29 protein-coding genes and 1 pseudogene are annotated in these 26,651 nt (G+C 39.8%); 20 read left to right on the top strand and 10 right to left on the bottom strand.

Annotated features, from left to right (window positions below; translation table 11 throughout):
* Positions 1 to 436: 436 nt before the first annotated feature.
* On the top strand, positions 437 to 820 hold the full coding sequence (locus EP737_RS11940) for a DUF3979 family protein (RefSeq protein ID WP_129728201.1): 384 nt from the start codon (positions 437 to 439) through the stop codon (positions 818 to 820).
* A gap of 122 nt (positions 821 to 942) precedes the next feature.
* On the opposite strand, the gene EP737_RS11945 is transcribed toward EP737_RS11940, so the two are convergent.
* On the bottom strand, positions 943 to 1,983 hold the full coding sequence (locus tag EP737_RS11945) for a YkvI family membrane protein (RefSeq protein ID WP_129728202.1): 1,041 nt from the start codon (positions 1,981 to 1,983) through the stop codon (positions 943 to 945).
* A 386-nt stretch (positions 1,984 to 2,369) separates the two neighbouring features.
* A complete protein-coding gene (locus EP737_RS11950; protein WP_129728203.1) occupies positions 2,370 to 2,582 on the bottom strand; it encodes a DUF3896 family protein in 213 nt (70 codons plus the stop codon).
* Positions 2,583 to 2,828: 246 nt separating this feature from the next.
* On the opposite strand from EP737_RS11950, the gene EP737_RS11955 reads away from it, so the two are divergent.
* Positions 2,829 to 3,782, top strand: coding sequence for a CobW family GTP-binding protein (locus tag EP737_RS11955; protein ID WP_129728236.1), 954 nt, complete (start codon positions 2,829 to 2,831; stop codon positions 3,780 to 3,782).
* A gap of 75 nt (positions 3,783 to 3,857) precedes the next feature.
* Here EP737_RS11955 and EP737_RS26550 read toward each other — a convergent pair whose 3' ends face one another.
* The gene (locus tag EP737_RS26550) at positions 3,858 to 3,983 is read right to left on the bottom strand and encodes a hypothetical protein (protein WP_281278893.1); all 126 of its coding nucleotides are present in this window, start codon (positions 3,981 to 3,983) and stop codon (positions 3,858 to 3,860) included.
* Between the two features lie 88 nt (positions 3,984 to 4,071).
* Entirely contained in the window at positions 4,072 to 5,013 is a 942-nt protein-coding gene (locus EP737_RS11960) for a metal ABC transporter substrate-binding protein (protein WP_129728204.1), read from the bottom strand.
* Positions 5,014 to 5,215: 202 nt separating this feature from the next.
* Here EP737_RS11960 and EP737_RS11965 point away from each other — a divergent pair, with 202 nt between their 5' ends.
* The 7 genes from EP737_RS11965 to EP737_RS11990 all read left to right on the top strand — a co-directional run bounded on the left by EP737_RS11965 (position 5,216) and on the right by EP737_RS11990 (position 10,692).
* Entirely contained in the window at positions 5,216 to 6,202 is a 987-nt protein-coding gene (locus EP737_RS11965; protein ID WP_129728205.1) for a permease, read from the top strand.
* 14 nt (positions 6,203 to 6,216) lie between these two features.
* Positions 6,217 to 7,077 (top strand): TIGR03943 family putative permease subunit, encoded by an 861-nt coding sequence (locus EP737_RS11970; RefSeq protein ID WP_246040236.1) that lies wholly within the window; start codon positions 6,217 to 6,219, stop codon positions 7,075 to 7,077.
* Between the two features lie 75 nt (positions 7,078 to 7,152).
* On the top strand, positions 7,153 to 7,296 hold the full coding sequence (locus tag EP737_RS25575; RefSeq protein WP_165350768.1) for a hypothetical protein: 144 nt from the start codon (positions 7,153 to 7,155) through the stop codon (positions 7,294 to 7,296).
* Between the two features lie 147 nt (positions 7,297 to 7,443).
* Complete coding sequence (locus tag EP737_RS11975; protein ID WP_129728207.1) at positions 7,444 to 8,103, top strand: oxidoreductase; 660 nt, start codon at positions 7,444 to 7,446, stop codon at positions 8,101 to 8,103.
* 39 nt (positions 8,104 to 8,142) lie between these two features.
* On the top strand, positions 8,143 to 8,697 hold the full coding sequence (locus tag EP737_RS11980) for an HD domain-containing protein (RefSeq protein WP_129728208.1): 555 nt from the start codon (positions 8,143 to 8,145) through the stop codon (positions 8,695 to 8,697).
* Between the two features lie 536 nt (positions 8,698 to 9,233).
* Positions 9,234 to 9,692, top strand: a complete 459-nt coding sequence (locus tag EP737_RS11985; RefSeq protein WP_129728209.1) for a methylated-DNA--[protein]-cysteine S-methyltransferase — start codon at positions 9,234 to 9,236, stop codon at positions 9,690 to 9,692.
* Between the two features lie 76 nt (positions 9,693 to 9,768).
* Positions 9,769 to 10,692: a DUF2628 domain-containing protein gene (locus tag EP737_RS11990; RefSeq protein WP_342045527.1), complete on the top strand. Its 924-nt coding sequence runs from the start codon at positions 9,769 to 9,771 to the stop codon at positions 10,690 to 10,692.
* A gap of 38 nt (positions 10,693 to 10,730) precedes the next feature.
* On the opposite strand, the gene EP737_RS26885 is transcribed toward EP737_RS11990, so the two are convergent.
* A complete protein-coding gene (locus EP737_RS26885; protein WP_425455888.1) occupies positions 10,731 to 11,237 on the bottom strand; it encodes a CotG/ExsB N-terminal domain-containing protein in 507 nt (168 codons plus the stop codon).
* Positions 11,238 to 11,448: 211 nt separating this feature from the next.
* Here EP737_RS26885 and EP737_RS11995 point away from each other — a divergent pair, with 211 nt between their 5' ends.
* The 6 genes and pseudogenes from EP737_RS11995 (at position 11,449) to EP737_RS12015 (ending at position 18,054) form a co-directional block, all read left to right on the top strand.
* Positions 11,449 to 12,525, top strand: coding sequence for a CotH kinase family protein (locus tag EP737_RS11995; protein ID WP_129728211.1), 1,077 nt, complete (start codon positions 11,449 to 11,451; stop codon positions 12,523 to 12,525).
* A gap of 440 nt (positions 12,526 to 12,965) precedes the next feature.
* Positions 12,966 to 13,565 carry an undecaprenyl phosphate transporter UptA gene (uptA, locus tag EP737_RS12000; RefSeq protein ID WP_129728212.1) on the top strand — a complete coding sequence of 200 codons (600 nt, stop codon included), beginning with the start codon at positions 12,966 to 12,968 and terminating at the stop codon, positions 13,563 to 13,565.
* A gap of 80 nt (positions 13,566 to 13,645) precedes the next feature.
* Complete coding sequence (locus tag EP737_RS12005; RefSeq protein ID WP_129728213.1) at positions 13,646 to 15,028, top strand: putative polysaccharide biosynthesis protein; 1,383 nt, start codon at positions 13,646 to 13,648, stop codon at positions 15,026 to 15,028.
* Between the two features lie 529 nt (positions 15,029 to 15,557).
* A complete protein-coding gene (locus EP737_RS12010; RefSeq protein ID WP_129728237.1) occupies positions 15,558 to 16,502 on the top strand; it encodes a magnesium transporter CorA family protein in 945 nt (314 codons plus the stop codon).
* 322 nt (positions 16,503 to 16,824) lie between these two features.
* Positions 16,825 to 17,063, top strand: a pseudogene (gene tnpA, locus EP737_RS26255) (IS200/IS605 family transposase); the annotation flags it as partial.
* A 196-nt stretch (positions 17,064 to 17,259) separates the two neighbouring features.
* On the top strand, positions 17,260 to 18,054 hold the full coding sequence (locus tag EP737_RS12015; RefSeq protein ID WP_205650927.1) for a polysaccharide deacetylase family protein: 795 nt from the start codon (positions 17,260 to 17,262) through the stop codon (positions 18,052 to 18,054).
* Positions 18,055 to 18,244: 190 nt separating this feature from the next.
* Here EP737_RS12015 and pgaD read toward each other — a convergent pair whose 3' ends face one another.
* From pgaD to EP737_RS12040, 5 genes are all read right to left on the bottom strand, one after another.
* On the bottom strand, positions 18,245 to 18,685 hold the full coding sequence (gene pgaD, locus EP737_RS12020; RefSeq protein WP_129728215.1) for a poly-beta-1,6-N-acetyl-D-glucosamine biosynthesis protein PgaD: 441 nt from the start codon (positions 18,683 to 18,685) through the stop codon (positions 18,245 to 18,247).
* Positions 18,640 to 19,872, bottom strand: coding sequence for a poly-beta-1,6-N-acetyl-D-glucosamine synthase (gene pgaC / locus EP737_RS12025; RefSeq protein ID WP_129728216.1), 1,233 nt, complete (start codon positions 19,870 to 19,872; stop codon positions 18,640 to 18,642). The genes pgaD and pgaC overlap by 46 nt, the downstream gene beginning before the upstream one ends.
* 570 nt (positions 19,873 to 20,442) lie before the next feature.
* Positions 20,443 to 20,529: a YjcZ family sporulation protein gene (locus EP737_RS12030; RefSeq protein ID WP_129728238.1), complete on the bottom strand. Its 87-nt coding sequence runs from the start codon at positions 20,527 to 20,529 to the stop codon at positions 20,443 to 20,445.
* Positions 20,530 to 20,692: 163 nt separating this feature from the next.
* The gene (locus EP737_RS12035) at positions 20,693 to 21,430 is read right to left on the bottom strand and encodes a uracil-DNA glycosylase family protein (RefSeq protein WP_129728217.1); all 738 of its coding nucleotides are present in this window, start codon (positions 21,428 to 21,430) and stop codon (positions 20,693 to 20,695) included.
* Between the two features lie 412 nt (positions 21,431 to 21,842).
* Positions 21,843 to 22,325: a DUF456 domain-containing protein gene (locus EP737_RS12040; protein ID WP_129728218.1), complete on the bottom strand. Its 483-nt coding sequence runs from the start codon at positions 22,323 to 22,325 to the stop codon at positions 21,843 to 21,845.
* 297 nt (positions 22,326 to 22,622) lie between these two features.
* On the opposite strand from EP737_RS12040, the gene EP737_RS12045 reads away from it, so the two are divergent.
* The 5 genes from EP737_RS12045 (at position 22,623) to EP737_RS12065 (ending at position 26,617) form a co-directional block, all read left to right on the top strand.
* Positions 22,623 to 22,868, top strand: coding sequence for an HPr family phosphocarrier protein (locus EP737_RS12045; RefSeq protein ID WP_165350770.1), 246 nt, complete (start codon positions 22,623 to 22,625; stop codon positions 22,866 to 22,868).
* A gap of 344 nt (positions 22,869 to 23,212) precedes the next feature.
* Positions 23,213 to 24,367, top strand: a complete 1,155-nt coding sequence (gene spoIIP / locus EP737_RS12050) for a stage II sporulation protein P (protein WP_129728220.1) — start codon at positions 23,213 to 23,215, stop codon at positions 24,365 to 24,367.
* 503 nt (positions 24,368 to 24,870) lie between these two features.
* On the top strand, positions 24,871 to 25,041 hold the full coding sequence (locus EP737_RS12055) for an HNH endonuclease (protein ID WP_246040238.1): 171 nt from the start codon (positions 24,871 to 24,873) through the stop codon (positions 25,039 to 25,041).
* Between the two features lie 331 nt (positions 25,042 to 25,372).
* Positions 25,373 to 26,122 (top strand): M15 family metallopeptidase, encoded by a 750-nt coding sequence (locus EP737_RS12060; RefSeq protein ID WP_425455890.1) that lies wholly within the window; start codon positions 25,373 to 25,375, stop codon positions 26,120 to 26,122.
* 33 nt (positions 26,123 to 26,155) lie between these two features.
* The gene (locus EP737_RS12065; protein ID WP_129728221.1) at positions 26,156 to 26,617 is read left to right on the top strand and encodes an NUDIX hydrolase; all 462 of its coding nucleotides are present in this window, start codon (positions 26,156 to 26,158) and stop codon (positions 26,615 to 26,617) included.
* Positions 26,618 to 26,651: the final 34 nt, after the last annotated feature.

The raw sequence follows: 26,651 nt of genomic DNA on the forward strand, positions 1-26,651 counted from the left end.
GAAATATAAACAAAAAGCAGCGGATCCTTGCACACTGGATTCGCTGCTTTTTGTTTGCAGAATAGAATGTCTGAGTTTTTTACACTGTAAGAAAGTATAAATTTCCAGCTGGAAGACTATTCGACGTAGTCAGAAATTTTAGGAATACAGTATAAGTAAGGCTACACCTCTGTCTTCGTCCGGGGAGCGGGGCTCGCCAATCGGCGGGTTTTCTTTACCAAAAAACGGGTGAGAATACTCCTTCCTCAATCATGTGAAGAAGCATTAGCGAGTAAGTAGAGGGTAGTTCAAGTAACTATGTATGGGCTGCTGTATAATGAAGGAATATAGTTTGTAAAGGTAGGTAGGTTATGTAGGCATATAGCTTGTGATAGATTGTACGATATGGCAAGATGCTTATTATGAAAGGCTTAGATAGAAGTGGAGGGATAAAAAGATGATCCAAGATGTGTTACAGTCCTTTTTCGGGATGAGTCCAAAAGCTGATTCTAAAGGATATCGATATATTGCAATTGAGCAAGAACAAGGATATGTAGTGTGTACCTCCGTTTGTGATATGGAGGATGTGGGCAAAGGATCGATTTCAATCGGCTATAATGATGAGCAGGAAGTATGGATCGTGTGGCATCAAAACCATCATCCTATTGTGACTATTCAGCGTTTTACTGCACAGCAAGTCATTGCTTCTAAAGAAGATGGTGAGGAGCTGCTGCAGTTTGTATTTGAGCGATGGCCGAGCCGAATGCTGCAGGTGCAGTTTAAACCACATTTTGCGGTAGAAATGGGGATGTATTGGGAAACCTGCGAGGAATGTGACTAAATCAGGAGTCTATTCATAGGGTGCACCTTATACATATATCGGCTATTACGGTGTTTTACAATCACGCTGTAATACTTGAGGCGACTCAAAATGGGACGTTGCACCCCTTTCGAGTCACCTCTCTACAATTTTGTTTTGCCTTGCATAATTATGAGTGGAAGGAAAATAATGCTTAGCCAGCCGATCAGCGGATAGAGCGTATGGAGAAGTGGACCATAGCCGATGTAGCTAATACAATAGCTGATAAATAAAATGACTAGCACAACACTGTAGCCTTTCCAGCCAGTCATTGAATGCACCTGCTTACTCATGCCAAATACATTGCCAACGAGCGTTGTAAATACTTCTCCGAAAATAATAAGCACGAAGAAAAAATGAAAAGTTGGATTGAGGCGCCGCACAACCTCGGCCATCGGGATGCTATATTGATAAAACTGCTCCACAGATAAAATAGCAAATTGACTGCATAATAGGATAAGAAATAATCCTGCTCCCCCAAGGATACCTCCCATTGTAATAACCTTCTCATCTTTGATTTCGTGCGCAAGCGGGACAAGAACGCTTTGAGAAAGAGAGATATTTAGGGAAACGTATATTAGAGGACTAGTGATCCAACGCCAATTCCAGCTTTCTTCCGGAATAGCTGTGAAAAGGGTAGGCCATGTTTGTAAAAAGGTAGTAGAGTAGAGCCCAATAATAAAAATCATCATAATAGGTACAACAAGGGAATTTACTTCAAAAACACCTTGCAGCCCCCTTGTTAAGATTAAAAGACAAGCTACGATTGTAAGTAAAATGCCAAACTGCCTAGGCAAACGAAGTTGTTCTTCAAATACCGCACCTGCACCAGAAAGCATAACGCTTGTTGTACCAAGAAGAAATAGGAGGAGCACGGCATTTACAATATTCCCGAACACATCGCCAAATAAGTATTTATTAAATTCCTGCGCTGAGTACGCTTCGATACGGGCGGCCAGGAGCATCATTTTTGTTCCAATCCAAATGAATAAAATGCCACTCGCCAAAATACCGATGGTTCCGTATGTACCGTGCACCGTGAAAAACTCAACAATCTCGCGTCCTGTCGCAAATCCTGCCCCGACAATTGTACCGATATACGTAGCGGCAATTCGCTTCGCCGTTTTCCATTGTTGTTGGTCCATACAATCCCCCCCTTATGGGTTTGTTATATACATATGAGTGAGCATGGACAAATAGACGGACATGTAAGGGGAAAGGAGCATATTATCGGTTTTCGGCGAGTTTTCTTTACACTTTAAGAAAGTATAAACTTCTAGCTGGATGTCGATTCGACGTGGCGAGAAATTTTAGGAATAAAGTATAAGTAGGGATACGCCTCTGTCTTTGCCCAAAAGCAGACTCACCAATCGAGGAGTTTTCTTTACACTGTAAGAAAGTATAAATTTCCAGATAGGAGGAAATTCGACGTAGTCGGAAATTTTAGGAATACAGTATAAGTGCAACTACGCCTCTGTCTTCGCCCAAGAGCATGGCTCGCCAATCGAGGAGTTTTCTTTGTACGGAATTGTTATTTTCGTTTTTTCTGAGAGGAGCGTTGCAGACCTCGATTAAAATGGTTCATATCGACTAGCTCTAAAATATACTCATAATTAGCTATTGACATGTGGAGCGTTTGTTGTTCCTTGGAGGTGAGCTTTCGTTCCTTAAGCTGTTGGATTAGCTTTTGTTTTTCTTGTTCCAACAACTCTTTAATTTCATCATAGCTGTAAGATTTCTTCATGCTGCATGACCCCTTTGCATTTGAATTGGTGGTTTGCTTCTTTTGTATAGATATATGACTGCAAATAGAAAGAAGTACCTGTTGATGGGTTTGAGGCATTTATAGCATTTCAAAAGGGGCAACTTTTCTTTTTTTATACAGGGAGGCTCACTACAAATAAAATCGAAATAGAGGTATGGATTTGCTATAATAACGAAATAGAACAAGCAGAGAAGAGAGGTAACGAATTTGAGTGTACGACGGAAAATTCCGGTGACGCTTGTAACAGGCTTTCTCGGTTCAGGCAAAACAACGTTGTTAAACCGTATTTTATCAGAGCACCACGGTCATCGATTTGCTGTGATTGTGAATGAAATTGGGCAAATTGGGATTGATAATGAATTAATCGTAAATGTGGAAGAGGAAGTTATGGAAATGACGAATGGCTGCCTCTGCTGTACTGTACGAGAAGACTTGCTTGTAGCGTTGAAAAAGCTATTACAAAGCAGAAAAAAGGGAGAAGCACGGTTTGAAGGCTTGCTTATTGAGACGACAGGTCTTGCTAATCCTGGACCGATTATTCAAACATTTTTTCTTGATGAAACAATACAGACCTATTATGAATTAGACGGTATTGTTACGGTGGTGGATGCCTATCATATTCAGCAGCACTTTGAAAAAGGCATGGAGGCGGAAGAACAAGTCGCTTTTGCCGATCTTATTATATTGAATAAACAGGATTTGGTAACAACTTCGCAGCTTGAGGAAGTCAAATACCAGATACAATCCCTAAATCCAACCGCTCAGATTGTGCCAACTGTAAATGGCGAAATCGATTTTAGCTTGTTATTTGGCATACAAACATTTCGGACACGTGACACTCTTGACGTACGGCCTCATTTTCCTAAAGAGCACCTAACGGGGGTACAGTCATTTGTACTGCGTGAGGAGCGCCCTATAGATATGGTAAAGCTTAATCACTGGATGACTGCAGTTGTGTCAGAGTTAGGGGAATATTTATATCGTTATAAGGGAATTATAGCTGCGCAAGGAATGGACAGACGTGTTGTATTTCAAGGTGTGCATACGCTGTTCGCAGCTTCTTATGATCGTCCGTGGAAACAAGGGGAAGAACGAAAGAGCGAAGTTGTGTTTATCGGGAAAGGGTTAAATAAAGTTTGGTTTGAGGAACATTTTCATAATTGTGTTGCCGATCATTAAGAAAGATGATGCAGTTGTGCTCGCTGCGCAGAGTTTTTCACAGCGAGCATACAGAAGCTTAGATATGTTTTAGCATTATTCTACATAATCCAAAGATGCTTGAACACCACGCTGCTCTTTTTTTGTCATCGGAGAGGGTGTATCCTTTGGTACATGGTTTGTCGCTTGCTTTCGTGCTTGCTTCTTTTTTCCTTTTGCCATCATTTGCACCTCCTTGCTCTGTTACATATAATGTAAGTCTTTTCTTAAATCTTTATGCAGCAAGGGGCGCTAGTCAGCGCCCCTTATCTTATGGATTCATAGCTTTCTTTAAAGTTTCTAAATTTTCTTTCATCAATGTAAGATAGTCTTTGTTTTTCTTTGCATCTTCCTCAGAAATAGTTGCCAGATGGTTTAAACGAAGAATTTTTGTTCCTGTTTCCTTCTGTACAACCTCAGCCACTTTTGGAGTCGCAAATGTTTCAAATAAAATATATTGTAGGTGATGTTCTTTTGCCAGCTTTGCGATTTCTGTCAGCTTTTTTTGTGAAGGCTCTTGAGAAGCTGATAGACCGGCGATTGCGATTTGTTTAATGCCATAGCGGTGTTCCCAGTAACCGTACGCAGCATGGGATACGAGTATTTCTTTTGTTTTTGCGTTGTTTACTGCGGTTTGGAACTCCTTGTCTAAATCGCTTAGTTGTTGATTGAGGACTTCATAATTCTTTTCAAATTCGTCCTTATGCGCTGGCTGCAGCTTTACAAGTGCATTTTTGATGGCCTCTGCTTGCCGAGCAGCTAAAGAAGGGTCGAGCCACACATGTGGATCTTGATCGTGATGATGCGCTTCTGTTTCTTCATGCTCTTCCTCTTCTTCAGAGGATGTGATAAGCGGCAGACCTTCGGATGCATTTACAATTGTTACTTTCTCCTGTTTAAGAGATTCCTCGAGTTTATCTACGAACGGTTCTAATTCCGCCCCATTGTATACAAATAAATCTGCTTTTGCGATACTTACTGTTTGTTTTTGCGAAGGCTCGTATGTATGTGAATCTGCGCCTGCAGGATAAATAGCTTGTACATCTACATAGTTGCCGCCAATTTTTTCTGCAAAATCTTTTAATGGAAAAATAGTTGTATACACGGTAATCTTTTCGTTTTGCTGCTTTGCTGTGCTGCTTTCTTTACCACATCCCGTAACGAAAGCTGAGATGATAAGAAAAAGCGACAGGATTATAGCTTGTTTCTTCATAGTAATTCTCCCTTTCAAATGTTTAATGCGAATTATATCGTAACAATTTCGATTTACTAAGTATACTATGGAATCCTTGGATGTGCAATAGTCGAAATCATTACGATTTCAGTCTGCTATGGTGTATAAAGAAGTATGTCATAGAGCGTTCGGACAAGCATATATTGCTAGTATAGGCAATCTGTATGTTAGGAGGATTATTATGGCTTGGTCACGCTTTTTGCGGGAAACGATTGGTGTTGTACTCATTGCGTTGTTTTTATTTTTATTTTTCTTTGTAGATTTTACTAGTTTAGCACATATAAAGGACATTATTCCGAAGAACTGGATGAATGTAAATACAATATTCTTAAGTATTTTTCTTGAAGCTGCTCCATTCGTTCTTATTGGTGTATTTGTTTCTTCTATCATTCAAACGTTTATAACAGAGGAGCAGCTGAAAAAGGCAATACCGCGCAACCCGTTTTTGGCAGTGGTACCAGCAGCACTTGCCGGGCTCGTGTTTCCAATGTGCGAATGCGCAATTGTTCCGGTCGTTAGACGTCTCATTCAAAAAGGAATGCCGCTGCATATTGGCATGGTCATTTTAGTAAGTACACCTATCCTTAACCCGATTGTATTTGCATCAACATACTATGCGTTTCGGACAACCCCCTATATTGCCTATTACCGGCTTGGCTTAGCCTTTGTTGCAGCAGTTATTATCGGGCTCGTCGTGTATTGCCTGTATCGCAATCAGAATGTGCTGAAAGATCAGACCGTTGTGAATCCGCATATACACTTAGGATTTGAAAGCCGGTGGAAACAAATTTTGCAGCATGCTGCTGATGAATTTTTCAGTACAGGAAAGTTTTTACTCATCGGCGCGCTGATTGCCAGTTGTTTTCAAACCTTTCTCGATCGGCAGCTTCTGGAGCAGGTTGCATCTAATCATGTATTGTCACCGGCGGTTATGATGGGATTAGGGTATGTTTTGTCACTTTGCTCAGAGGCAGATGCTTTTATTGCAGCTTCGTTGAACCATACATTTTCGGCTCAGTCCTTGCTCGCATTTCTTGTATTTGGTCCTATGCTCGACATTAAAAATACGCTTATGCTCCTCGCATATTTTAAGAAGCGGTTTGTTGCAAGTTTCTTCGTTATTGTAATAGTTGTTGTATACATTGTTGTTCAATGTGCTAGATTGTAGAAAGGAGGATGGAGATGAGTGAGCAAGAATCTTTCCATCAATACATACGGGGGCTTTTACTAATTGGCTTTGGTATGCTGCTATTTAAATTGCTTATGACGGGCCATATTGAGAATTTTATTGCTCCAAAGATGCGTGGATTTACCTATTTTACCCTTATAGTTTCCTTTGCATTAGGTGTGTTTCAAGTGTGGAGTCATCCAAAGCAGCAAAGCTGTGATTGCGGGCATCATCATGAGGAGCAAACAAGGTTCGGTAAAGGCTTGATATATGCTTTATTCCTTTTTCCGATTGTGAGCGGGTTTCTTTTTTCTAATGCTGCATTAGATGGAAGCGTTGCTGCAAAGAGAGGAGTAACGCTAGCAGGGACAACGTCTTCACAACAACCGGCTGGCGGAAATGATGCCGTAAGCAGTTTATTGACGGACGCGGAAGAGAATCCCCAGTTACTACCGCAAACAGCACCTCCTGGCTATTATGAGAAGCTCGAAAAAAAGTTACTTAGCCAGCAGCATATCACTGTGAATGATGCAGATTATATGTCTGTTATGGATGTCATCGGAAAAGACGTAATGGGCTTCAAAGGGAAAGGAATTACATTTATTGGCTTTGTGCATCGTGAACCAGATCTTGATCAAAATACAATTATCTTAGCACGTTACGGCATTACCTGCTGCACCGCAGACGCTTCTGTGCTTGGGATGATGGCCAAAGGACAGAACGTTTCTTCATTGGAACAAGGGGATTGGGTCCAAATTACGGGTACGTTGGGAGATACGATTTACATAGATACGCTTCTCCCGATTGTGTCGATTCAATCTGTCAAGAAAATATCTGCACCAGAGACGCCATATGTGTATCAACAGTTCCAGTAGCAATTCTCGAAACAGAGGTATAGAATCCTTTTCCCTCTTCATATAGTGAAACAAGAATGGGGAAGGGGAGAGACTATGGGGTATTGGTTTGAGGCGGTTGCTATTTTGCTAGCCGTACTAGTTCCTTTAGGCGGTGTTGTTTGGTTTTTAAGAGACTTAATCGAAAGTTTTGGAGATGCAAGCACGATTACGCCCCTTCAGGATGAAGAGACGCAGTAAAAATAAAGGAGTGTCTTTTACAACAGGAAGAGGCACTCTTTTTCTAATGTTAAAAAAGAAGGGTTTTTATTAAAAAGCAGGTTGCTTCCTGTTCTTCCCTTACAGTATACTTCAAGTATCCAATTTGATTCATAAAGAGGGAAACACATGGAAAAGAGAACTGCTTTAGTACTTGGAGCCAGCGGTTTAGTTGGACAAGAGGTCACAAGACTTTTGCTTGCTTCTTCTCGTTATCGATCCGTAACGGTATTAGTTAGAAAGAAATTAGATTGGAAGCATGAGAAGCTGCGGCAGCAGCTGGTTGATTTTGCTGCCTTAGAACAGTACGAAAGCGTTTTTTCCGTACATGATGTGTACAGTTGTCTAGGAACCACCATCAAAAAAGCGAAAACAAAGGAGAATTTTTGGAAGGTCGATTATGAGTATACAATGAGCGCTGCGCGATTGTCTCAACAAAAGGGCGTACATAACTTTCTAACAGTCTCCTCTATCGGAGCAAATCCCAGGTCTATATTTTTTTACTCGCAAGTAAAGGGGAGAGTGGAAGAAGACTTAAAGAAGCTTTCTCTGCAAGGTCTCCATATTTTTCGACCTTCTTTGCTTTTAGGAGAACGTGAGGAGGTTCGATTAGGAGAACGGGTGGCAGAAAAGTTTTTCGGTATTATGCCCTTTCTGTTTACAGGTCCATTGCACAAGTATAAGCCAATTGCTGCCGAGCAGGTGGCAAAGGAGATGTGTAAGGTAGCATTATGGGACATGAGAGGTGTGCATATATACGAATCCAATGACATTGCCAACATGCAATAATGTTGGCTTTTCGTTTACTATTTATAAGGGAGTGGGAGTATGAACAGGTATATATTAGATTTGTTTAGTTTAGTTGTCGAAGCTGCTACCGTCGCACACGGCAAACAAACGAGAAAAGGAAATGGAACACCATATATTACTCATCCGTTTACAGTGGCGCTTCTTTTGCTGCAGGCAGGGTGTTCAGAGGAAACGGTTGCTGCCGGCTTGCTTCATGATACCATAGAGGATACGAACCTTTCTTTTGAAGAAATTGAACATAAATTTGGGCAACAAATTGCTCGCGTTGTACGCGAATGTTCCGAGTATGACAAAAGCAAGGGCTGGGAGGAAAGAAAGCAACATAAAATTGATCACCTCCATACCGTCTCGTTAGAAGCATGCATGGTGATGTGTGCTGATAAGCTTCATAACATTCGTGCTACTGTCCGCGAATTTGAAGCAAAGGGAGACGATGTTTGGGGTCGTTTTAATCGCGGCAAGGAAAAGCAAGAATGGTATTACCGCAGCGTAGTAGACGTGCTCGGGAAAAGGGTACCTGACTTTTCGCTGTACAGTTTGCTGAAACAGGAGGTAGACGAGCTGTTTCGTTAGGGGTGGAACCTGGCTTTAACAAATTTGCAGCGGCTACAAGTATTAGAAATCTTATGATATCTCTCAGCACCGGTAAAGCTTCTTTGACATATAATAAGGACAAGCTTACACGGTAGATTGGTTAGTTCCTGTTGTATAAGCTAATGATTCAAATAAGGAGATTTATCATGAATCTCACAAAAGAAAATATTGTAAAGTGCTTGAGCAACTGGAAGACATGGGTTGCTCTTTTGTTCTGTTCTAGGGCTTGTGTTTAAAAAGCAACTGCTTGGAGAAGACAGGGAAGTAAAGAAAACAAAGAAAACAAAGCCGTTGGCGTACTATCTTATGAGCAATGAAGCCTAGCTTTGGTTGTATTGTCCTGATAAATTTTGACCATAAAAACGCTCACGAAGTTAAAAAAGTTTGAAAAAACTCGAAATGAGTTATAGGATGAGTGATAAGGAGATAAGTAAAAACAAGGTTTTCCGGAACTTTATGAAGATATCTGAAACCTAAAAATAAAATAGCACTATGAATGAAAATGGAGTGAGAATATGGATTATACTGCGTATTACGAAAGCCCGTTAGGTTGGATAGAAGTAAAGGGAAATGACCTTGGAATTATATCTGTTTTGTTTGTGGACGAGCAAGGGCAGACTTGTAAGAGCCCACTTGTTGCACAATGTGTGGAAGAGTTGGAGGAGTATTTTCAAAATAAGCGAACTACGTTTACAGTGCCGTTATGTCCGGATGGAACTGATTTTCAAAAACGAGTGTGGACGGCCCTGCGAACGGTTTCATATGGAAAAACTGCTTCGTACTTAGATATGGCAAATGAGATTGGAAACCCGAAGGCTGTACGAGCAATTGGCGGTGCAAACAGTAGGAATCCCATTTCAATTATTGTACCCTGTCACAGGATTATTGGGAAAAATGGCACGCTTGTTGGGTATGAGGGAGGTCTTTGGAGAAAAGAATGGTTATTGAAGCATGAAGGGAGCTTGACAAAGTAACGTGCAGATTAAGATAATCTAGCTTTATATACTAGAAACACCTGCTGTAAAAAGGAGTTGAATGAGGGTGTTTTGTATGAATTGCGGAAAACCGTGTGACCGTGCTTCACTGAACTGTGAACAATGCCGGCAGCAGTTGTACGAGGGAGAGCAGGAGTTAGAACGGGAGTTAAGACTGTTTGTCGGCAAACAATATCCTTTTTATAAGCGTAAATGGGAACGGGAGCAGACAAGAAAGTTAAAATGGAGCTGGAACGGCTGGGCAGCTTTTTTTAATGTTCTGTGGCTGGGATACCGAGGAATGTACAGAACAGCATTGTTGTTTCTTTTTATGGTAGTAATTATGAACGCTGTTTCATATTACATTGGCTGGAACTACGGGCTTCCGATTATCAACACAACGCCCGCGGCTTTGCTGCTTGTGTTTGTTGCTTGTATTGGCTTGGGTCTTTTTGCTAATCAACTGTACTATCAACATGCGATTCGCCGTATTTATAAGCTAAAAGCAAAAGGAATTGCGAACGAGGCAGCGGAAACATACTTGTTACAGACTGCAGGAGGAACGCGTAAAGTAGGTATCGCTCTGCTGCTTGCAGCAAGTGTTGTCTTATCCTCTATTAGCCACAGGCTATTTCCGACAGACCTTGATATTGTGAATACGGTGAGAAACGGCTCTCTATACAATTATCCTTTGTATTCTATCGGTGAGTCATTTGAGCAATATTTTCATCAGCCATCATGGCAGTATTACCGTGCGCCTGATGGACTAGAGCTCGTTGAATTTCATGGTTTTAAAGCGGGTACTGAGCGGACAAAGATTGTAATTCAGTTTCTTGTCGACTATCAGCTAGGGGAAATTGAACCATATTCTCTTGAAATAAATGGTGTTGTGCAAGAGGAAGCTGCTTTCTATGAATTAATGGACTCAGTATACAGCGTGCAGAATCCATTTGAGTTAGATGATGATTTAGATAAAGGGAGCGAAAAAAATGCATTGTAATACAAAAAGCTGTCAGGAACTCTGACAGCTTTTTTGTATTACCATGAGAAGTAGTCTTTTTTGTTGGTATTTTCAGTGTTTTCGGATTTTTTGCAGCAGCAATCGCAGCAATCGCAGTTCTTTTTCTCTTTCTCTTTCTCTTGATACTGCGGGTTGTACCAGTGAGTGCCACTTCCTTTGTAATAAGGGTTGTAATGAGAGTAAGCATCTTTATAGGAATATTTGTACTTTTTATAGCATTTGCAGTGATAGTCGTAGGAACGATTATATTTATGGGAACATTTGCTTCTGTTCGATCTGTGCGATTTGTTCGATCTGTGCGATTTGTTCGATCTGTTCGATCTGTTCGATCTGTTTGATCTGTTTGATTTGTTCGATTTGTTTGATTGGTTCGATTTGTTTGATTGGTTCGATTTGTTCGAGTTTTTGTTTGATCTGTTAGAGCTATTGGACGAACCTGGATCTTGGCTTAAAAATTCTCCCATACCCGCAGCTTGTACTTGTTGAACTGCAAGTTGGATGTCTTGTTTGTTATAATTTTTCATCTAAAATCCCCCATGGATGAGTTTTGTTATAAGTGCTGCTCATCAAATATATTGACTTGCAACTTTCAATATTAAGATATGTACAACCATGACAAGTTGTTTCAGTATTCTTTGAAAATAGTTTTATACCTATTAAGAATGGGTATAGTGTCAACGAGGTGACAGAGTACATACACTGGGGATAGATGTTACTAAAAGGGGAGGAAGAGGGATGCTGCCTTCTTATGATTTATTTATCCATCCTATGCATTTAGTTGAGCTTCGGAGAGACGTGTGGAGTGATGAACCTGTTCCGGGAAAGCTTACACATGAGAAGAAGAAGTACAATATTGAGATTGTTTATCGTGGATCTCATATCCGTGAGTTTGAAAAAAGGTCCTACCATATTGTATTCTATAAACCGAGAACGTTTTATGGAGTAAATGAAATCCATATAAATTCCGAATTCAAGGATGTCTCGCTTATTCGTAATAAGCTGTCGCTTGATTTTTTTCAAGATATTGGAACACTATCTCCAAAATCTCAACATGTTTTATTAACAATAAATGGGAAGTTTCATGGTGTATATTTGCAGCTTGAATCAGTAGATGAGCAGTTTTTACGGCATCGTCATTTGCCAAAAGGCTGCATTCATTATGCGGTAGATGACGATGCGAATTTTTCGTTACTTAGTGACTTGGATCAAGATGTGAAGGAGTCATTATCTGCTGGATTCGAATTAAAATGTGGAGATGCTCAAAGTGAGGGCCACCTTATAGATTTTATGTATAAAGTAAATACAATCTCTCGAGCCGATTATGAGAAAGAGATTGTGAAGTATGTAGATGTTGATAATTATTTAAAATGGCTCGTTGGAATTGTTTGTACACAAAACTTTGATGGCTTTGTACACAATTATGCACTTTATAGAAATAGCGAGACAGGCTTATTTTATATCATTCCATGGGATTATGATGCCACCTGGGGACGTGATATACAAGGTCGTGTGTTGGAACATGACTACATCCGTATTCAAGGATATAACACCTTAAGTGCTCGTTTGCTTGATGTACCAGCTTTTCGAAAGCAATATGCAGCCTTGATGAGGAGAGTTTTAGATGAACAGTTTACGACTGCATATATGAAACCTAAGGTGGAGCAACTTCATGCACTCCTTCGTCCTTATGTACAAAAGGATCCGTATATGAAAGATCGGATAGATACTTTTGATCAAGAGCAGGGAGTTATTTTACAATACATTGAAAATCGCAATCGTTTTCTTAGAGAACGTCTTACAGAGCTGGATTAAGCGCAGATATGAAATCTGCGTTTTTTATACTGTAAGAAAGTATAAATTTCTAGCTAGAAGCCAACTCGACGTAGCGAGAAATTTTAGGAATACAGTATAAGGGCAGGGCTCGCCAATCGGCGAGTTTTCTGTACTGAAAAACAAGAGTTAATTTCTAATGATTATGAAAATATAATGATATTATATAATAAAGTAGAAGATGTTGTGTAGGGAGAGGAGGTGTAGAAGGCTGTCGATATTTATGTCATACTATAAGCTGCTCACGTAGTACTTGGATGTAACATGGCAGAGACTGAAGAAGGGTTTTATCTGGGAAAATAAAAAATTTCATGTACTGTAATGGGAATATTAAAGAAACTAAGAAGGACTTGGCAAGATGAGCATTTCATGGAATAATGGGAGAGGGATATAGGGCAGAATGCAAAATTGAGGAGAATTTTATGTTTTCAAATATTGTCGAGACATTGTTAAATTTTTTTATGGATTTGGGTTATTTTGGTGTGGCGCTTGGTCTTATGATCGAGGTGATTCCAAGTGAAATTGTGTTATCATATGCGGGGTTTTTAGTAGCTCAAAATGAGATTAATTTTATTGGTGCTGTCGTTGCTGGGACAATTGGCGGAACATTGGCGCAGATTTTCCTATATTGGCTTGGCTATTATGGAGGGCGTCCGATTGTCGAGAAGTATGGGAAATATTTATTGATTAAGAAAAGTCATCTTGATAAGTCGGAGGAGTGGTTTCAGCGCTATGGCGTTGGTGTTATTTTTTCAGCGCGTTTTATTCCTGTTGTACGCCACGCTATTTCGATTCCTGCTGGTCTTGCGAAAATGCCGCTTGGCAGGTTCACACTTTACACAGTACTTGCTATTATTCCATGGTCGATTTTTTTCATTTACTTAGGAGAACAACTCGGCACGAATTGGCGTCATATTAAGGAGTATGCAGCACCTTATATGCCATACTTTATCGTAGGTGCCCTTTTATTTATTGCGCTGTATATCTTCTATTCTTTATTTAAAAAGAAAAAAGCTATTTAGGCCGCCTTGTGCGGCTTTTTGCTTGTTCTAAAATCAAACGGTTGTCCATAGCTTTGTATAAAAAGCCGTTGGAGGACAATATGAAGGGATCACCTTTTTTACGGGGAACGTTATTTTTAACAATTGGCACACTCATTTCTAAAATGCTTGGCTTTGTATATGTAATTCCGTTTACAGCTATGGTTGGTACGAGTGGCTATGTGCTTTATACATATGCATATCGTCCCTACACGATTATGCTCAGCATTGCGACAATGGGTTTGCCGCTTGCGGTTTCTAAAATGGTGTCAAAGTATGATCAATTGAATGATTACCATACAGTGAAGCGAGTGTTACGGAGCGGTATTACAGTGATGATAGGGATGGGAGTCGTTTCATTTTTACTTTTATATGTATTAGCTCCGGTGCTTGCCGGCCTTGTCATTGATACAAAGGATCAGACAGGGAACAGCGTACAAGCTGTTACATATAATATTCAGGTTGTAAGTTTTGCTTTACTTATCGTTCCGGTAATGAGCTTGCTGCGCGGCTTTTTTCAAGGTTTCCAGTCGATGGGGCCTTCAGCGGCCAGCGTCGTTGTGGAGCAAATGTTCCGTGTATTAACAATTTTAATTGGCAGCTATGCAATGTTAAAGCTGTACAATGGAGACATTGGTATGGCAGTAGGTGCTGCTACGTTCGGTGCGTTTATCGGGGCAACTGCAGGGCTTTCTGTTTTACTGGCCTTTTACCTGAAGCGGAGACGCTATTTGAAACAAAGAGAAAGGAATAGTCTATCGACAACAACGAAATCATTTCGTTCCCTATATAAGGAGTTGTTTACATCTTCTATTCCATTTGTTATCGTCGGTCTTGCTATTCCAATGTATCAGACAGTGGATACATTTACGGTAAATCAGCTGCTTATGCATATTGGTTATGCACAAGTCGAGGCAGAGAAAGTGAATGCTATCATTGGTCTTGTGCAAATGGTTGTGCTGATTCCAGTGTCTCTTGCAACCGCATTTAGTATGTCGCTTATACCTGAGATGACGAAGGCGTTTACTGCCGGAAATCAACAGCAGCTTTACAAGCATTTTACTCGCACGAATATGTTTGTAGTAATTGTAACACTGCCTGCGGCAATCGGCCTTATTTTACTTGCGGAGCCTGTTTATACAATTTTGTTTGGAGTAGACAATGATCCGGTATTAGGTAGTGAAATGCTGCGTTACTATGCAGCGGCATGTATTCTATTTTCCTTATTTTCTGTTTCGGCAGCGATGCTTCAGGGGATTAATCAGCAACGAAAAACAGTAATTGGACTGCTGATTGGCTTGTTTTTAAAAGTGGTACTGAATGTTTTGCTCGTCCCCCAATTTGATTTTGTCGGACCAATTATCTCTACATATGTTGGGTATACGTTTTCGGTATTGTTCAACCTATGGATGCTGCAAAAACATGTTGGAGATTCATCGAGGTGAGGAAGAAGGTTGTATAATTTGCTTTGTTCCACTGTAAGAAAGTATTAATTTCCAACGTGAAACGAATGCGGCGCAGTAGGAAATTTTAGGAATACAATATAAGTAGGGTTCGCCAATCAGCAAGTTTTCTTTACAAGATAAGAAAGTATAACTTTTCGGGGTGATGTCTAGCTCCCAAGGCTCAAAATGGCAGACTTCAGGCTGAACCTCCACAAAAGGCAAAAAGCGCCTTTTACCCCGGCCCACCCCTACGCTGCCATAAAAGGCGGGCCTTGTCCACTTTTCCTAACTTGTACAAGACAAAGGCTTGAACGCTCCGACCTATTCCTGAGCTATGCTCGCTCTTCGCAACATTAAGGATGGGTTTCTTAGCTGAAATAATAAAAACTATCCATTTTTCACGTGTATCTTATATTTTTCTATTGAAATCTGTTTGTTTGTTGCATATGCTTGAAATGGTGCTAGAAACGGTCTTAATATGATAACAGCTAGGTCGCTTCTTATATGCAGGAGAACTGGGGTGAGCAGAATGCTAAACATTTACTTGTCAGAGGAAAATGGCAAATTACAAGAAATTGATTCTATTCAAAAGGGCTGCTGGATTAACGTCCTTCATCCAACGGAAGAGGAAATTCAATATTTAATTGAAACATTGAATGTAGAGCTTGATTTTATTCGAGATCCGCTTGATGATGAAGAACGTTCCCGTATTGAAAAAGAAGATGATACGACGCTTATTATCATGGATATTCCAACTGTCCGTCACGGTGAAGATGGAAACTCCACGTATGATACAATCCCAATCGGTATGATTATTATGCCGGAGTGCTTTGTTACGATTTGTTTAGAGGAAAATCCTATTTTTGAACGATTTACAAATCAACGTATTAAAGGTTTCTATACTTTTAAAAAGACGCGCTTTGCGCTGCAGCTCTTATATATTATTTCTACTTACTACTTGCGTTATCTAAAACAAATTAGTCGTAAGACGGTGGATCTCGAGAAAGAATTGAATAAATCAATGAAAAACAAAGAGATTTTCACGCTGTTAGGGCTAGAGAAAAGTTTAGTATATTTTGCGACCTCTTTAAAATCAAATAAGGTCGTGATTCAGAAGCTTATGCGAAGCAGAAGCGAGTATTTAAAGATGTATGAGGATGATCAGGACTTACTGGAAGATGTACTTGTTGAAAACAAACAGGCCATTGAAATGGCTGAGATTTACAGCAATATTTTAAATGGGATGATGACAACGTTTAGTTCTGTCATTTCTAATAACCTGAACAGTGTAATGAAGCTGTTAACATCAATTACCATCATCTTATCGCTTCCGACAATGGTAGCAAGCTTTTTCGGAATGAATGTTCCTGTGCCGCTTACACATCATAAGCATGCCTTTGCATTTATTATGGCGATTGCGGCTGCATTATCATGTACAACAGCTGTTATTTTTTGGAAGAAGCGATACTTTTAAGGCCTCTGCAGAGAGGATTTTCTATCACCTTTAGTTCAGTGCACTTGGTGTCTTTGGCATCGGGTGCACTTTTTTACATTGTAAGAACGTAAAAATTTTCAGCTAGAGGTCAATTCGACGTAGTTAGAAATTTTTAGAATACAGTATAAGGGCAACTACGCCTCTGTTCTCACCCAAGAGCAGTGCTTTTTTTATGGAAAAGAAAATTTTAGCCTAGGTCTAGGGTCCCAAAAAGCCTTCAGCGTGGTAATTAAAAAACTCTTCCGTGGTACTAAATATTTCGGGTTTATCAGCTGAAATATCGGTATACGGAGGAGTTTTTATGTCAAAAGATACTAAGATTCTAGCACATACGGCTTGGAATTGTAAGTATTCGGCTGTATTTGCACCGAGGTACAGAAGACAAGTCATGTATGAGAAGTTAAAAAGGACATTAGAGGAATACTCCGCACTCTATGTGAAAGAAAAGGTGTGAATATTATATAAGAAACGTTATATAAAGATTATGTACATATGTCGGTGGATCTTTCGCTTAAGTTAAGTATGTTCGCATTTGTAGGACGGATGTTTTGACTTATAAGTCATGAGTAAAATCATACATTTTGGGCATACTCAAATACAGCTTCTTTTATGTTCTCTTTATTACAAAATTTAAACTTGACAAAAGGAAAAGGGAAGAACTTTGAAAAAACTTACACTCATTGTAACTACTCTTATTTTTGTGTTCATTGGATCAGGCTGTAATTCTTTTCAATCAATGGAACACTCGAAAGCGGAATACTCGAACTCGGAAGACGATTTTTCTTTATCGGCTGGTGGCTGCCTTGTGTTAAACTATCATCGCATTCGCTCTCCGGACTGGTTCACTAAAACGTTAGAAAAGCTGACTCATAATACAGAATTAACTACATATTCGGTATATACCAATGAATTTAAAAAACAGATTTTGTATTTAAAAGAAAAGGGTATACCATTCATTACACCAGCCGATTTAGAAACGTATGTTTCAGGTGAAAAGCCAATGCCTAAGAAATGCGCACTTATTACATTTGATGACATTGATGTAAGTGTGTATGAACATGCTTATCCTTTTTTGAAAGAGGAGAATATTTCATTTACCGTCTTTATTATTACAGGACAAGTGGGAAATCCTGATTTTGATGGATTAAAAATGGTTACTTGGAAGCAGTTGGAGGAAATGAATCGTTCGGGTCTAGCTACAATAGGAACACATACACATAAGCTTCATTATATAGAACCAAATGAGAAAGCTCCGTTCTTGAAAGAAAAAAATTTGAATTTGTTTAAACAGGATTCTCTAGAAGCGATAAAAGTATATAAACAGCACTTTGGTACAGAGCCTATTTATTTTGCTTATCCATATGGATATGGCATCCCAAAGACTGACGAAATTTTATTAAATCAAGGGTATCATTTGATTTTTTCATTGAATCCTGGAACTGTAAAAGTGAATGATCCGCGATTTTTCATTAATCGGGTGTTAGTAGATCGGGGTGATTGGAAAGTAATAGAGAGGTGGGCTAATAGCTGATAAAAAAGTGGAGATTATTGGGATCTCCATTTTTTTACATTGTAGGAAAGTATAACTTTTCGAGATGGTGTCTAGCTCCCAAGGCCCAAAATAGCAGACTCCATGCTGAATCTCCGCAAAAGGCAAAAAAGCGCCTTTTACTCCGGCCCACCCCTCCGCTGCCATAAAAGGCGGGCCTTGTCCGCTTTTCTTATACAATCGTATCTTTCAGCTTAATAATGTTATTCTTCTGAAAGTATTGAATTTCTTCTTCTGTAAGGGAGAAATACTGTGCCAAGTCCTGTGGTTGTACATCTTTCGGGAAACGGCGACGTTTCAAACTTCCGAACATGCGATAGTTATATTGAACCCACACGAATTGGATGATAAAGAAAATAACGCTGAACATTCCAATTTTGTATATAATATTTTGTACATCCTCCGCTTGAATTTGGAAAATCACCAATAATATTCGTTTCCATTCAAAATCTAAGTCACATGTAATGGTGACTACAAGCGTCAATATACTTAAGAGATAAAGCCAAAGAAGTACGGTAACAAGCACCTCTATAGACTTGATAACTAAGGGGCGTTCCTCTTGAATAATTATGCCCCCATGTTTCCTTTTACGCCGCGGTCTGGACTTTCCCATATCGCAAATGTTCCTTTCTTTCTAAAAATGGCCTTTGGAATGGCTCTTACAACGACAAGGGTATTCATATACCAGTACAGAACAGGATACCAAGCGGCCCAGAAGTAATACTTTTTCATTTCTTTATCGTACTTAGAATCTAATGCAATCGAAATAAAGAATTGCAAAATGCAAATTACGGATAAAATACAGGAAAACAGTGTAAACAGATTGAAAATATTTGCAGTTACAGCAGTGTTAAACAAAACGAGAAAAGTGAAAATAACCCATAAGACTGACCAGAGAATACTGCAAAGCTGTTCAACATAAATTAAATATAATCGCCGCTGCCGCCAATCTAAGAAAATATCCCAATGTCTCAATAGCACTTCCACACCGCCCTGTGCCCAACGAACACGTTGGTTCCAAATCCCTCGGATAGTTTCCGGGACAAGCATCCAGCAAATAGCATTTGGTTCGTAGCGTACATCCCAGAATCTTTTTTGAAGTTTCCATGTTACGGCTATATCCTCTGTAATCATATCGCGGTCCCATAGACCTACATCCATCAAAGCTTTTTTTCGGAATGCTACGATAACACCGGAAACAGTCATAATTTTTCCTAAAACACGCTGTGTACGTTTAATGCTACCAATAATACTCGCATACTCTACGAGCTGCATACGCGCCAATAAAGAACTGCGATTCCGCACACGTGGATTTCCCGTTACCGCACCTACCCGCTCTCCATTATGTTCGGTTGTAAAATGTGGAATCATGTACAGTAGTGCATTTTTGTCGAGCAGGGCATCAGAATCGATGCAGACGAGGAATTCTCCTCGTGAAGCAAGTAAACCAAGATATAGCGCATTCGCTTTTCCAGAATTTTTCTGAAGGTCAATAAAACGAACATTTTTATGTTCTAAAGCTAATGCCTTTGCTACTACTGCTGTTCCATCTGTACTGCCATCATTTATCATAATTATCTCATAGTTAGGATAGTTAAGATTTAATAAGTGAGCAATTGTTTCCCGAACTGTCTCCTCTTCGTTATAACAAGGAACAAGAATAGATACGAGGGGTGATTCTTTCAAGGGTAATGGCTCCTTACGTTCTCGACGGAAGTAAAATAATAAAGAACCCGTTATCCAAAACAAACTCATGATAACGGGATACCAGAATAGATATCCAGAAAAAAATGCAAACATATTTCATGCCTCCAAACCTCAGGTGGTGGATAGGGGATGTTTTTGTGAAAAAATATTATCTTTTTTACAATGTGAAAATAAATATAAATATAAGTTAATATGGCGTTATAAAGATGTTAGCAATAAAATCTCTGCATGTAAATAGTGTTCCTATGGAAATTGCTTGCATATTATCTTTTCAAATTAAAGGATTTTCCATTCATCGGTTTTCTTTTTAATTGATGTAATTATTCTAAACCAGTATTTTTTATATACTACACTCTAGAAGTCGCAATAGGGAGTGCTTACAGAAAAGAGGGTGAAGAAAACTTGCCGACTGGCGAGCCATGCCCCCCAGCGAAGCTGATACTTTACTCCTAAAATTTCTCGCCACATCGAGTCGGCTTCCAGCTAGAGGTTTATATTTTCTTATAAGTGAAAAACATCTAAACCATTCGTTAGCTTGAAACAAGCAAAACGCCAACTGGGGAAGGGTGTCCAAATTTCGTTGCTTTATGCATTTCCTTAAGTTGATGAAAAAGCCCCCAGGTTGGGGGCTTTTTCATCATATACTGTTACTACACACATGTGTTAGCAATAGCAAACTGCTCCAATAATAATTAAAAGAATAAACAACACAACGATTAAAGCAAACCCGTGATGGTGGCCATAGCTCATGTTTTTTTCCTCCTTACCTGCATCTACAATATAACGTATGTCGTTTTGCCCGTTTTGACATTGGGTATATGTTGGGCGAATGTGTATTTTTTACGAAATATTGGGTGAATTCTCAGATAAGTATTAGAGCCAAACTGTAAGGAGGCAGTAACCACGCTTGCAATTATGTAGAAAAGCTGCGATGTACCTTTTCTAGAAACCCTGCTTTTCCTTCTTGAAATTGTTTATGCCGATGCCCGTTCGCACCTGAAGGATGAGGAAAACCAAACAGGCAGGCCTGTTCATCAATCGCATGTACTTTTGACAGTTCAAATAGGGTATCGGAAACCGCCTTTCCGAGCGGAATGATGAGAGTGGGGTGGACGGAACGTAGCTCAGGCAAAAAAGTGGCTGTAATCCATTCCATTAGAATGTCAGAACGTATCATAGACGGATTATGACCTGTATAGTTTTTTTGAGAGATAAATACAGGGTAGCGCAGCATAGAGCACGGATGTAAAAGCGCCCTGTCTTCTCCAAATAGCGATGCTGTTGTTTGAATTCCTAAGTAAGCAGGGAGCCCGAGCTCATCAAGCATAGATGTTAAATGTGTACGCATGGAACCGGCAAAGCTTGCGTGTTGCTTCACGTGCTTTACCCCATCTTCTAAGGATTTGCCGTTTTCTAAGGCCTGTATAACTGCCTCATAAGAGAGGCGCATTTGGGTCCAGCCAGGTGTGATACCGACAATCATAATCTGTGCTTGATTATTGATATAATCAAACGGCGCGTAATAGATTTCCAATTCCTTTTCTTTATCAAGCAAAAAGCGAGGATGAAGAAGTTGTTCTTTTGTGAGCGGTTCTTTTGCTACTTCTTTGATAGCGGGTAGGAATTCTGTTGCTTGGTAAGCTCGTTTCATAAAAGCACACCTTCAATTCTTTCTAAATTTACAACGCATTTTCTGTTTTTTTCCTTGATCCTTCTGAATAAAGGGAGGTGTAGCAGTCGTAATACAACGATATATATATAGTAACCAAGGAAAGAGCTAAAGATAAGTAATACTGAAATTAAGGAAAAAGGGCTGTTGTGTATAGGATAGAAAAAATGCTTTCTTGCGCGAAACGAAAGGGGCTTGTGTGGGTATTATGTATTATATTCGTAAAGAAAACTCGCCGATTGGCGAGCTCTGCCTTTGGGCGAAGACAGAGGCGTATCCCCATCCCTACTTATACTGTATTCCTAAAATTTTTCACTACGTAGAAGGGTCTTCTCGCTAGAAATTTATCCTTTCTTAAAGTATGAAAAAACCCCATCTATGAACGGGGTTCCTCTTATAAAAATATGTATAGAAGGAAGACAGCAACCATAATGAACTGTATAATTGCTTTTGCAACAGAACTGCTTAAAAAGCTGATGACCGTGGCAAACGCTACAAGGAATGCATCTTTCATCTCTTTTTTGTGTAAGAGCTCTGTTAAAAATACAAATAAAAATGGGATAATCAGTAAGCCAAAGGGCGGAAAAAAGAACGAGCCGATAATAATGGAAAGCATACCAACACGCTCACCCCATTTGGTACTGCCATATTTCTTTAAAAAGTAGCTATTCGCGAGAAAGTCAGCTACAAACAAAAATACAGTAAACAGCACCTGCAGAATCCAAAAGAGTACAGGTAAATCTGAACGGTCTATGCCAAACTGATACAGCAAAAATCCGACCCAGAGAAGAGGTATACCGGGAATAATCGGGTATACAAGGGCAACAAACGCTAATACGAAGCAAGCAATGACAAGAACCCATAGCAAGATACTCAAGTATCATACACCTCCTGGTTTTTCTTCTTTCATCATAAGGGGAAACAATAAGGGAGTCAAAGAAAACAAGAAGGTATAGTAAGCTGTCAGAATGTCATATGCACAATAGAAAAGGAATTTTTGCTCACGATGTGCTTGCTGAAAAAAGCCGAAATACGATAGGCAATGGATGGAATCATAAAGAGAAAAGATTGTCTGTAAGACGTACTGATATAAATGCTCGAGGAAATAGACAATGCAAATGGTTTGTAGAATAATAGAAGTATATAGAGAGAGATGAAAGGTGGCGGCAGTAAGATGCGTGTGTTTTCATTTGTTATACAAACGGAATTAGATGTAGAAAAGTTGCAGGAATTGGTGCATACCGTAAGCTGCTTTGAATCGGATACTCTACTATCTATAAAAGGAAGAATAGTAGATATGAAAAGTATTCTTGGCCTATGTACGGTGATGCCCTATTCAGGTGATGAGATCGAGGTACGTACATCCGGCTATGATGAAGAGGAAGCTATGTTAGCTATTAAACGATGGTTTTGTCTGTAGCACTTTGGGCTATTCTATTATTCCAAATGGAAATCTCCTTTGTTTAAAAGGGGTTTTTTACACTGTAAGAGTATAAATTCCCAGCTGGAAGTTCATTCGAAGTAGTGGGGAATTTTAGGAATAAAGTATAAGGGCAACTACACTTTAAGAATGCATAAATTTCTAGCTGGAAGACCATTCGACGTAGCGCAAAATTTTAGGAATACAGTATAAGTAGGGCTACGCCTCTGTCTTTACTCAAGGGCAGGGCTCGCCAATCGACGAGTTTACTTTATCCCTAATCTAGCAGTCGGCGTTCTATTCCCGATAGTTTGTACATATATTGTCAACGAAAGGGTGATAGGATGAGCCGAAGCTATTTTTATGTGAAAAAAGCAAATTTTATAAAGATTATAGCATTCTGTTTCATTGGTGTATTGACTGCTTTTTTGTTTACAGGGGTAATGGTCACTTCACTCAAGCAAGCGAAGTCCTCCTATCTATACAACTGGATGAGCGAACTTTCTATGGGGGGATATATGTACGCCTTTGGAATGGAAAATCATTACTTTACGCAGGAATATAGAAATTTAAATAAAGATTTTTCCATATCGTCATTATTACTGTCTACTGCGACAAATATTCGCTTTAATGATGTAAGAAGCCTTCTTGGAACAGAATTGCCGGGACTTGCTAAATATGACATGGAAATCATTATTGCTGGAGAAGGGACAAACTATTCAAACCTGCCAATTGAATCTAATATCCCCCTAGAAGAGTTACTACAGGAGCGAAAGGGAGACAGTACGCAACAGTCAAAAACAGAAACTTCGCGGACAGTCAAACCGCCTGCTCAAACAACAGGGGATAAAAAGGTTGTTTTCATATATCATACGCATAGCTGGGAGTCATATTTACCGCAGTTGAATCTGACTGGAGATGCGAATCCAAACAAAGCATCTAGTTCTGTTTCTAATATCTCAATTTACGGAGATCGATTAAAGCAGCAGCTCGAAAATTACGGAATTGGAACAATGAACGATAAAACGGACGTTGGGAAGCTGCTCGTAAGTAAAGGATTGAATTCAAACAGCTCTTACAGGGTATCAAGAGAAATTGTAAAGGAAGCAATGGCAAGTGACCCTGATTTACAGTTTATGTTCGATTTGCACCGTGACAGCGCTAGAAAGCCTGTTACAACTGCAATGGTAAACAATAAGCCGTATGCAAAGCTAGTATTTGTAATTGGGACAGGCAATCAAAATTACAAGAAAAATCTTGAGGTTGCCAGTGCCCTTCATGACATTTTGAATAAAAAATATCCAAATCTTAGCAGAGGGGTCATGTACAAAGATTTTAGTACAGGAAATGGAATATATAATCAAGACTTATCTGGACAGGCTATTTTAATTGAGGTAGGTGGCGTCGATAATACAGCAGAAGAACTGAACCGAAGTATTGATGCGCTAGCTGAAGCGTTCAGTGAATATTACTGGAAAGCTGAAAAGGTGAATGGGTAAACGCAAACGGATTGTTTGCGTTTTTTTATATTGTAAGAAAGTACACATTTCCGGCTGGAATCCAATTTGACATAGCTAGAAATTTTAGGGGTACAGTGTAAATGAAGCTACACCTCTGTTTTCGCTAAGCAATGAGTTTTCTTTATGCGTAGGTAAGAAAGCTTTCCTTAGCGTGTAGCTGGCTCTTATCTCCATGTGATAGATAAAATGCATCTTGTGCACAGGTAAAAATGGGAGCTCTCATAAGTTAGCCGGGTGTTGTGCTTGTATTCATTTTCTTGCTGAAATATCGAACCTTGGGGTTTAATGTCTGTTTAATTGGAAATATATAGGAAGGTATAATGGCGTAAAAATGGAATTTTAAGAAAGAGAAGGCTTTAAAATAGACAATAATTTAATTATGTAAACAATTTGAAGGTTTTTCATGGTCATCAGACATTCAGGACAAGGAGTATCAAGAAGGTGATACTTTTGGATATCACGATGTACGATACTTTGTCTTTGTGAGGGACAACTATACTTGCCAAGTCTGTAAGAAAAAAGGTGGAATTTTACAAACGCACCATATCATCGACAGAAGCCATGATGGTAGCAATGCATCATCCAATTTGATTACGGCTTGCACAAATTGCCATACCCATGAAAATAACAACTGGCAATTCTCGGTCTTGTAGGCTTGTGCCTACCGGAAATTCATCCCCCACCTACTCATTGGGCTACGCCCTTCTTATTCCTTGAGGAGGGGGACTTCTTTCCGGAAACTCTGTTAAAAGTATTATTGAAGCGACGGCAAAGGAGAATAAGCCGGAAACATGAATCGAAAAAGAAAGGTGGTGACATTGCTCTAAAAACGTATAAAAACAAAGAGGAATCATTGGAACGCTTCAAGCCTGCGGAGAACCAAGCAAACGATAGCAGCAAGCGGTGAGGCTGGGGTTTATCGGGGCAGGAAGTGCCAGCACGAATCAATCATTCCATTTGTTTTTGTTTTTAGCAGCAGGTGTAATGAGAAGACACTATCTCTTTTCAATCTCCGGCGTTTTACTTGTAGCGGCAATTGCGATGACTCTATGGAAGAATCCTGCTATTTATTTTCATGCTTCTGATGAAGATGCATCAAAGCAACTGTTTCCGAGCTATTGGTCCACTGTGGAAAAGCGTGAGGGGGCGATAGATGTAGTCAACAATCCTGATTCTATCCTCGTTCTTGTGAATAAAGAACGAAAGCTCCCGGATTTTTATGTTCCAAATGATCTAACCATACCAAATGTGCGCTTTTCTTTTGATGGAGATAAAGAAAAAATGAAAATGAGAAAGGAAGCAGCGGCCTCTTTGGAGAATTTATTTAAAGGAGCGGAGCAGGATGGTATATATTTATTTGCTGTGTCTGCGTTTCGCTCCTATGATCGGCAGAAGGCTTTGCATACGATGTACAGACGAACAGAGGGGGAAGCAGCAGCTGCGGCATCCAGTGCTTCGCCTGGAACGAGTGAGCATCAGACCGGACTGGCTGTTGATCTTACAGCACAATCTGTTAAGTTTGAGGTAACGCCTGCTTTCGAAAAGGTGAAAGAGGGGCAATGGCTTGCTCGTCATGCTCACGAATTTGGATTTATCATTCGATATCCAAAGGATAAAACTGCTGTAACAGGCTATACATATGAGCCATGGCATATCCGGTACGTAGGGAATCCACATGCGACGTATTTGTATGAGCATCGTCTTACATTAGAGGAAGTCATGCCGAAGAAGTAACTGGCATATATGTAGAAGGGGGAGAAGCAGGGGATGAAGGAATTGTACAAAAAGAAGGTATATGCTTACATCACGCGAGAAAAGGAAGGACAAACACAATTGCTCATCTGTACGCATCAGGGCGTCCCAGAAGCAGGTGTACGAGTACCAGGTGGAACAGTTAGACAAGGGGAAACACTTGAGGATGCATTGCTTCGCAAAATTCAGGAGGAGTCTGGTTTGCGGCAGGTCTCTCTCGGACATCTTGTGGCCGACGAGCTTATACATGTGAAAGACAAAAATGAATATCAGAAGCGGCACTTTTATCACGTGGCCCTTTCGGAAAGTTCCGTGGATGTATGGGAGCATTCACTAGAGCATGATGGGAAAAATAATGGGTGTGTACTTTCTTATACGTGGATGCATATCGACAAATGTCCTCGTCTTTTAGTAGACAGACAGGGAGCTTACACTCATCTATTGGAAAAGCCATATACGAGGGCAGTTTCATATTAAACTATTGATACGTAGCGGATCCGCTTAAACCTAT

This window comes from Ectobacillus funiculus (assembly GCF_004138295.1).
Lineage (GTDB): Bacteria > Bacillota > Bacilli > Bacillales > Bacillaceae_G > Ectobacillus > Ectobacillus funiculus.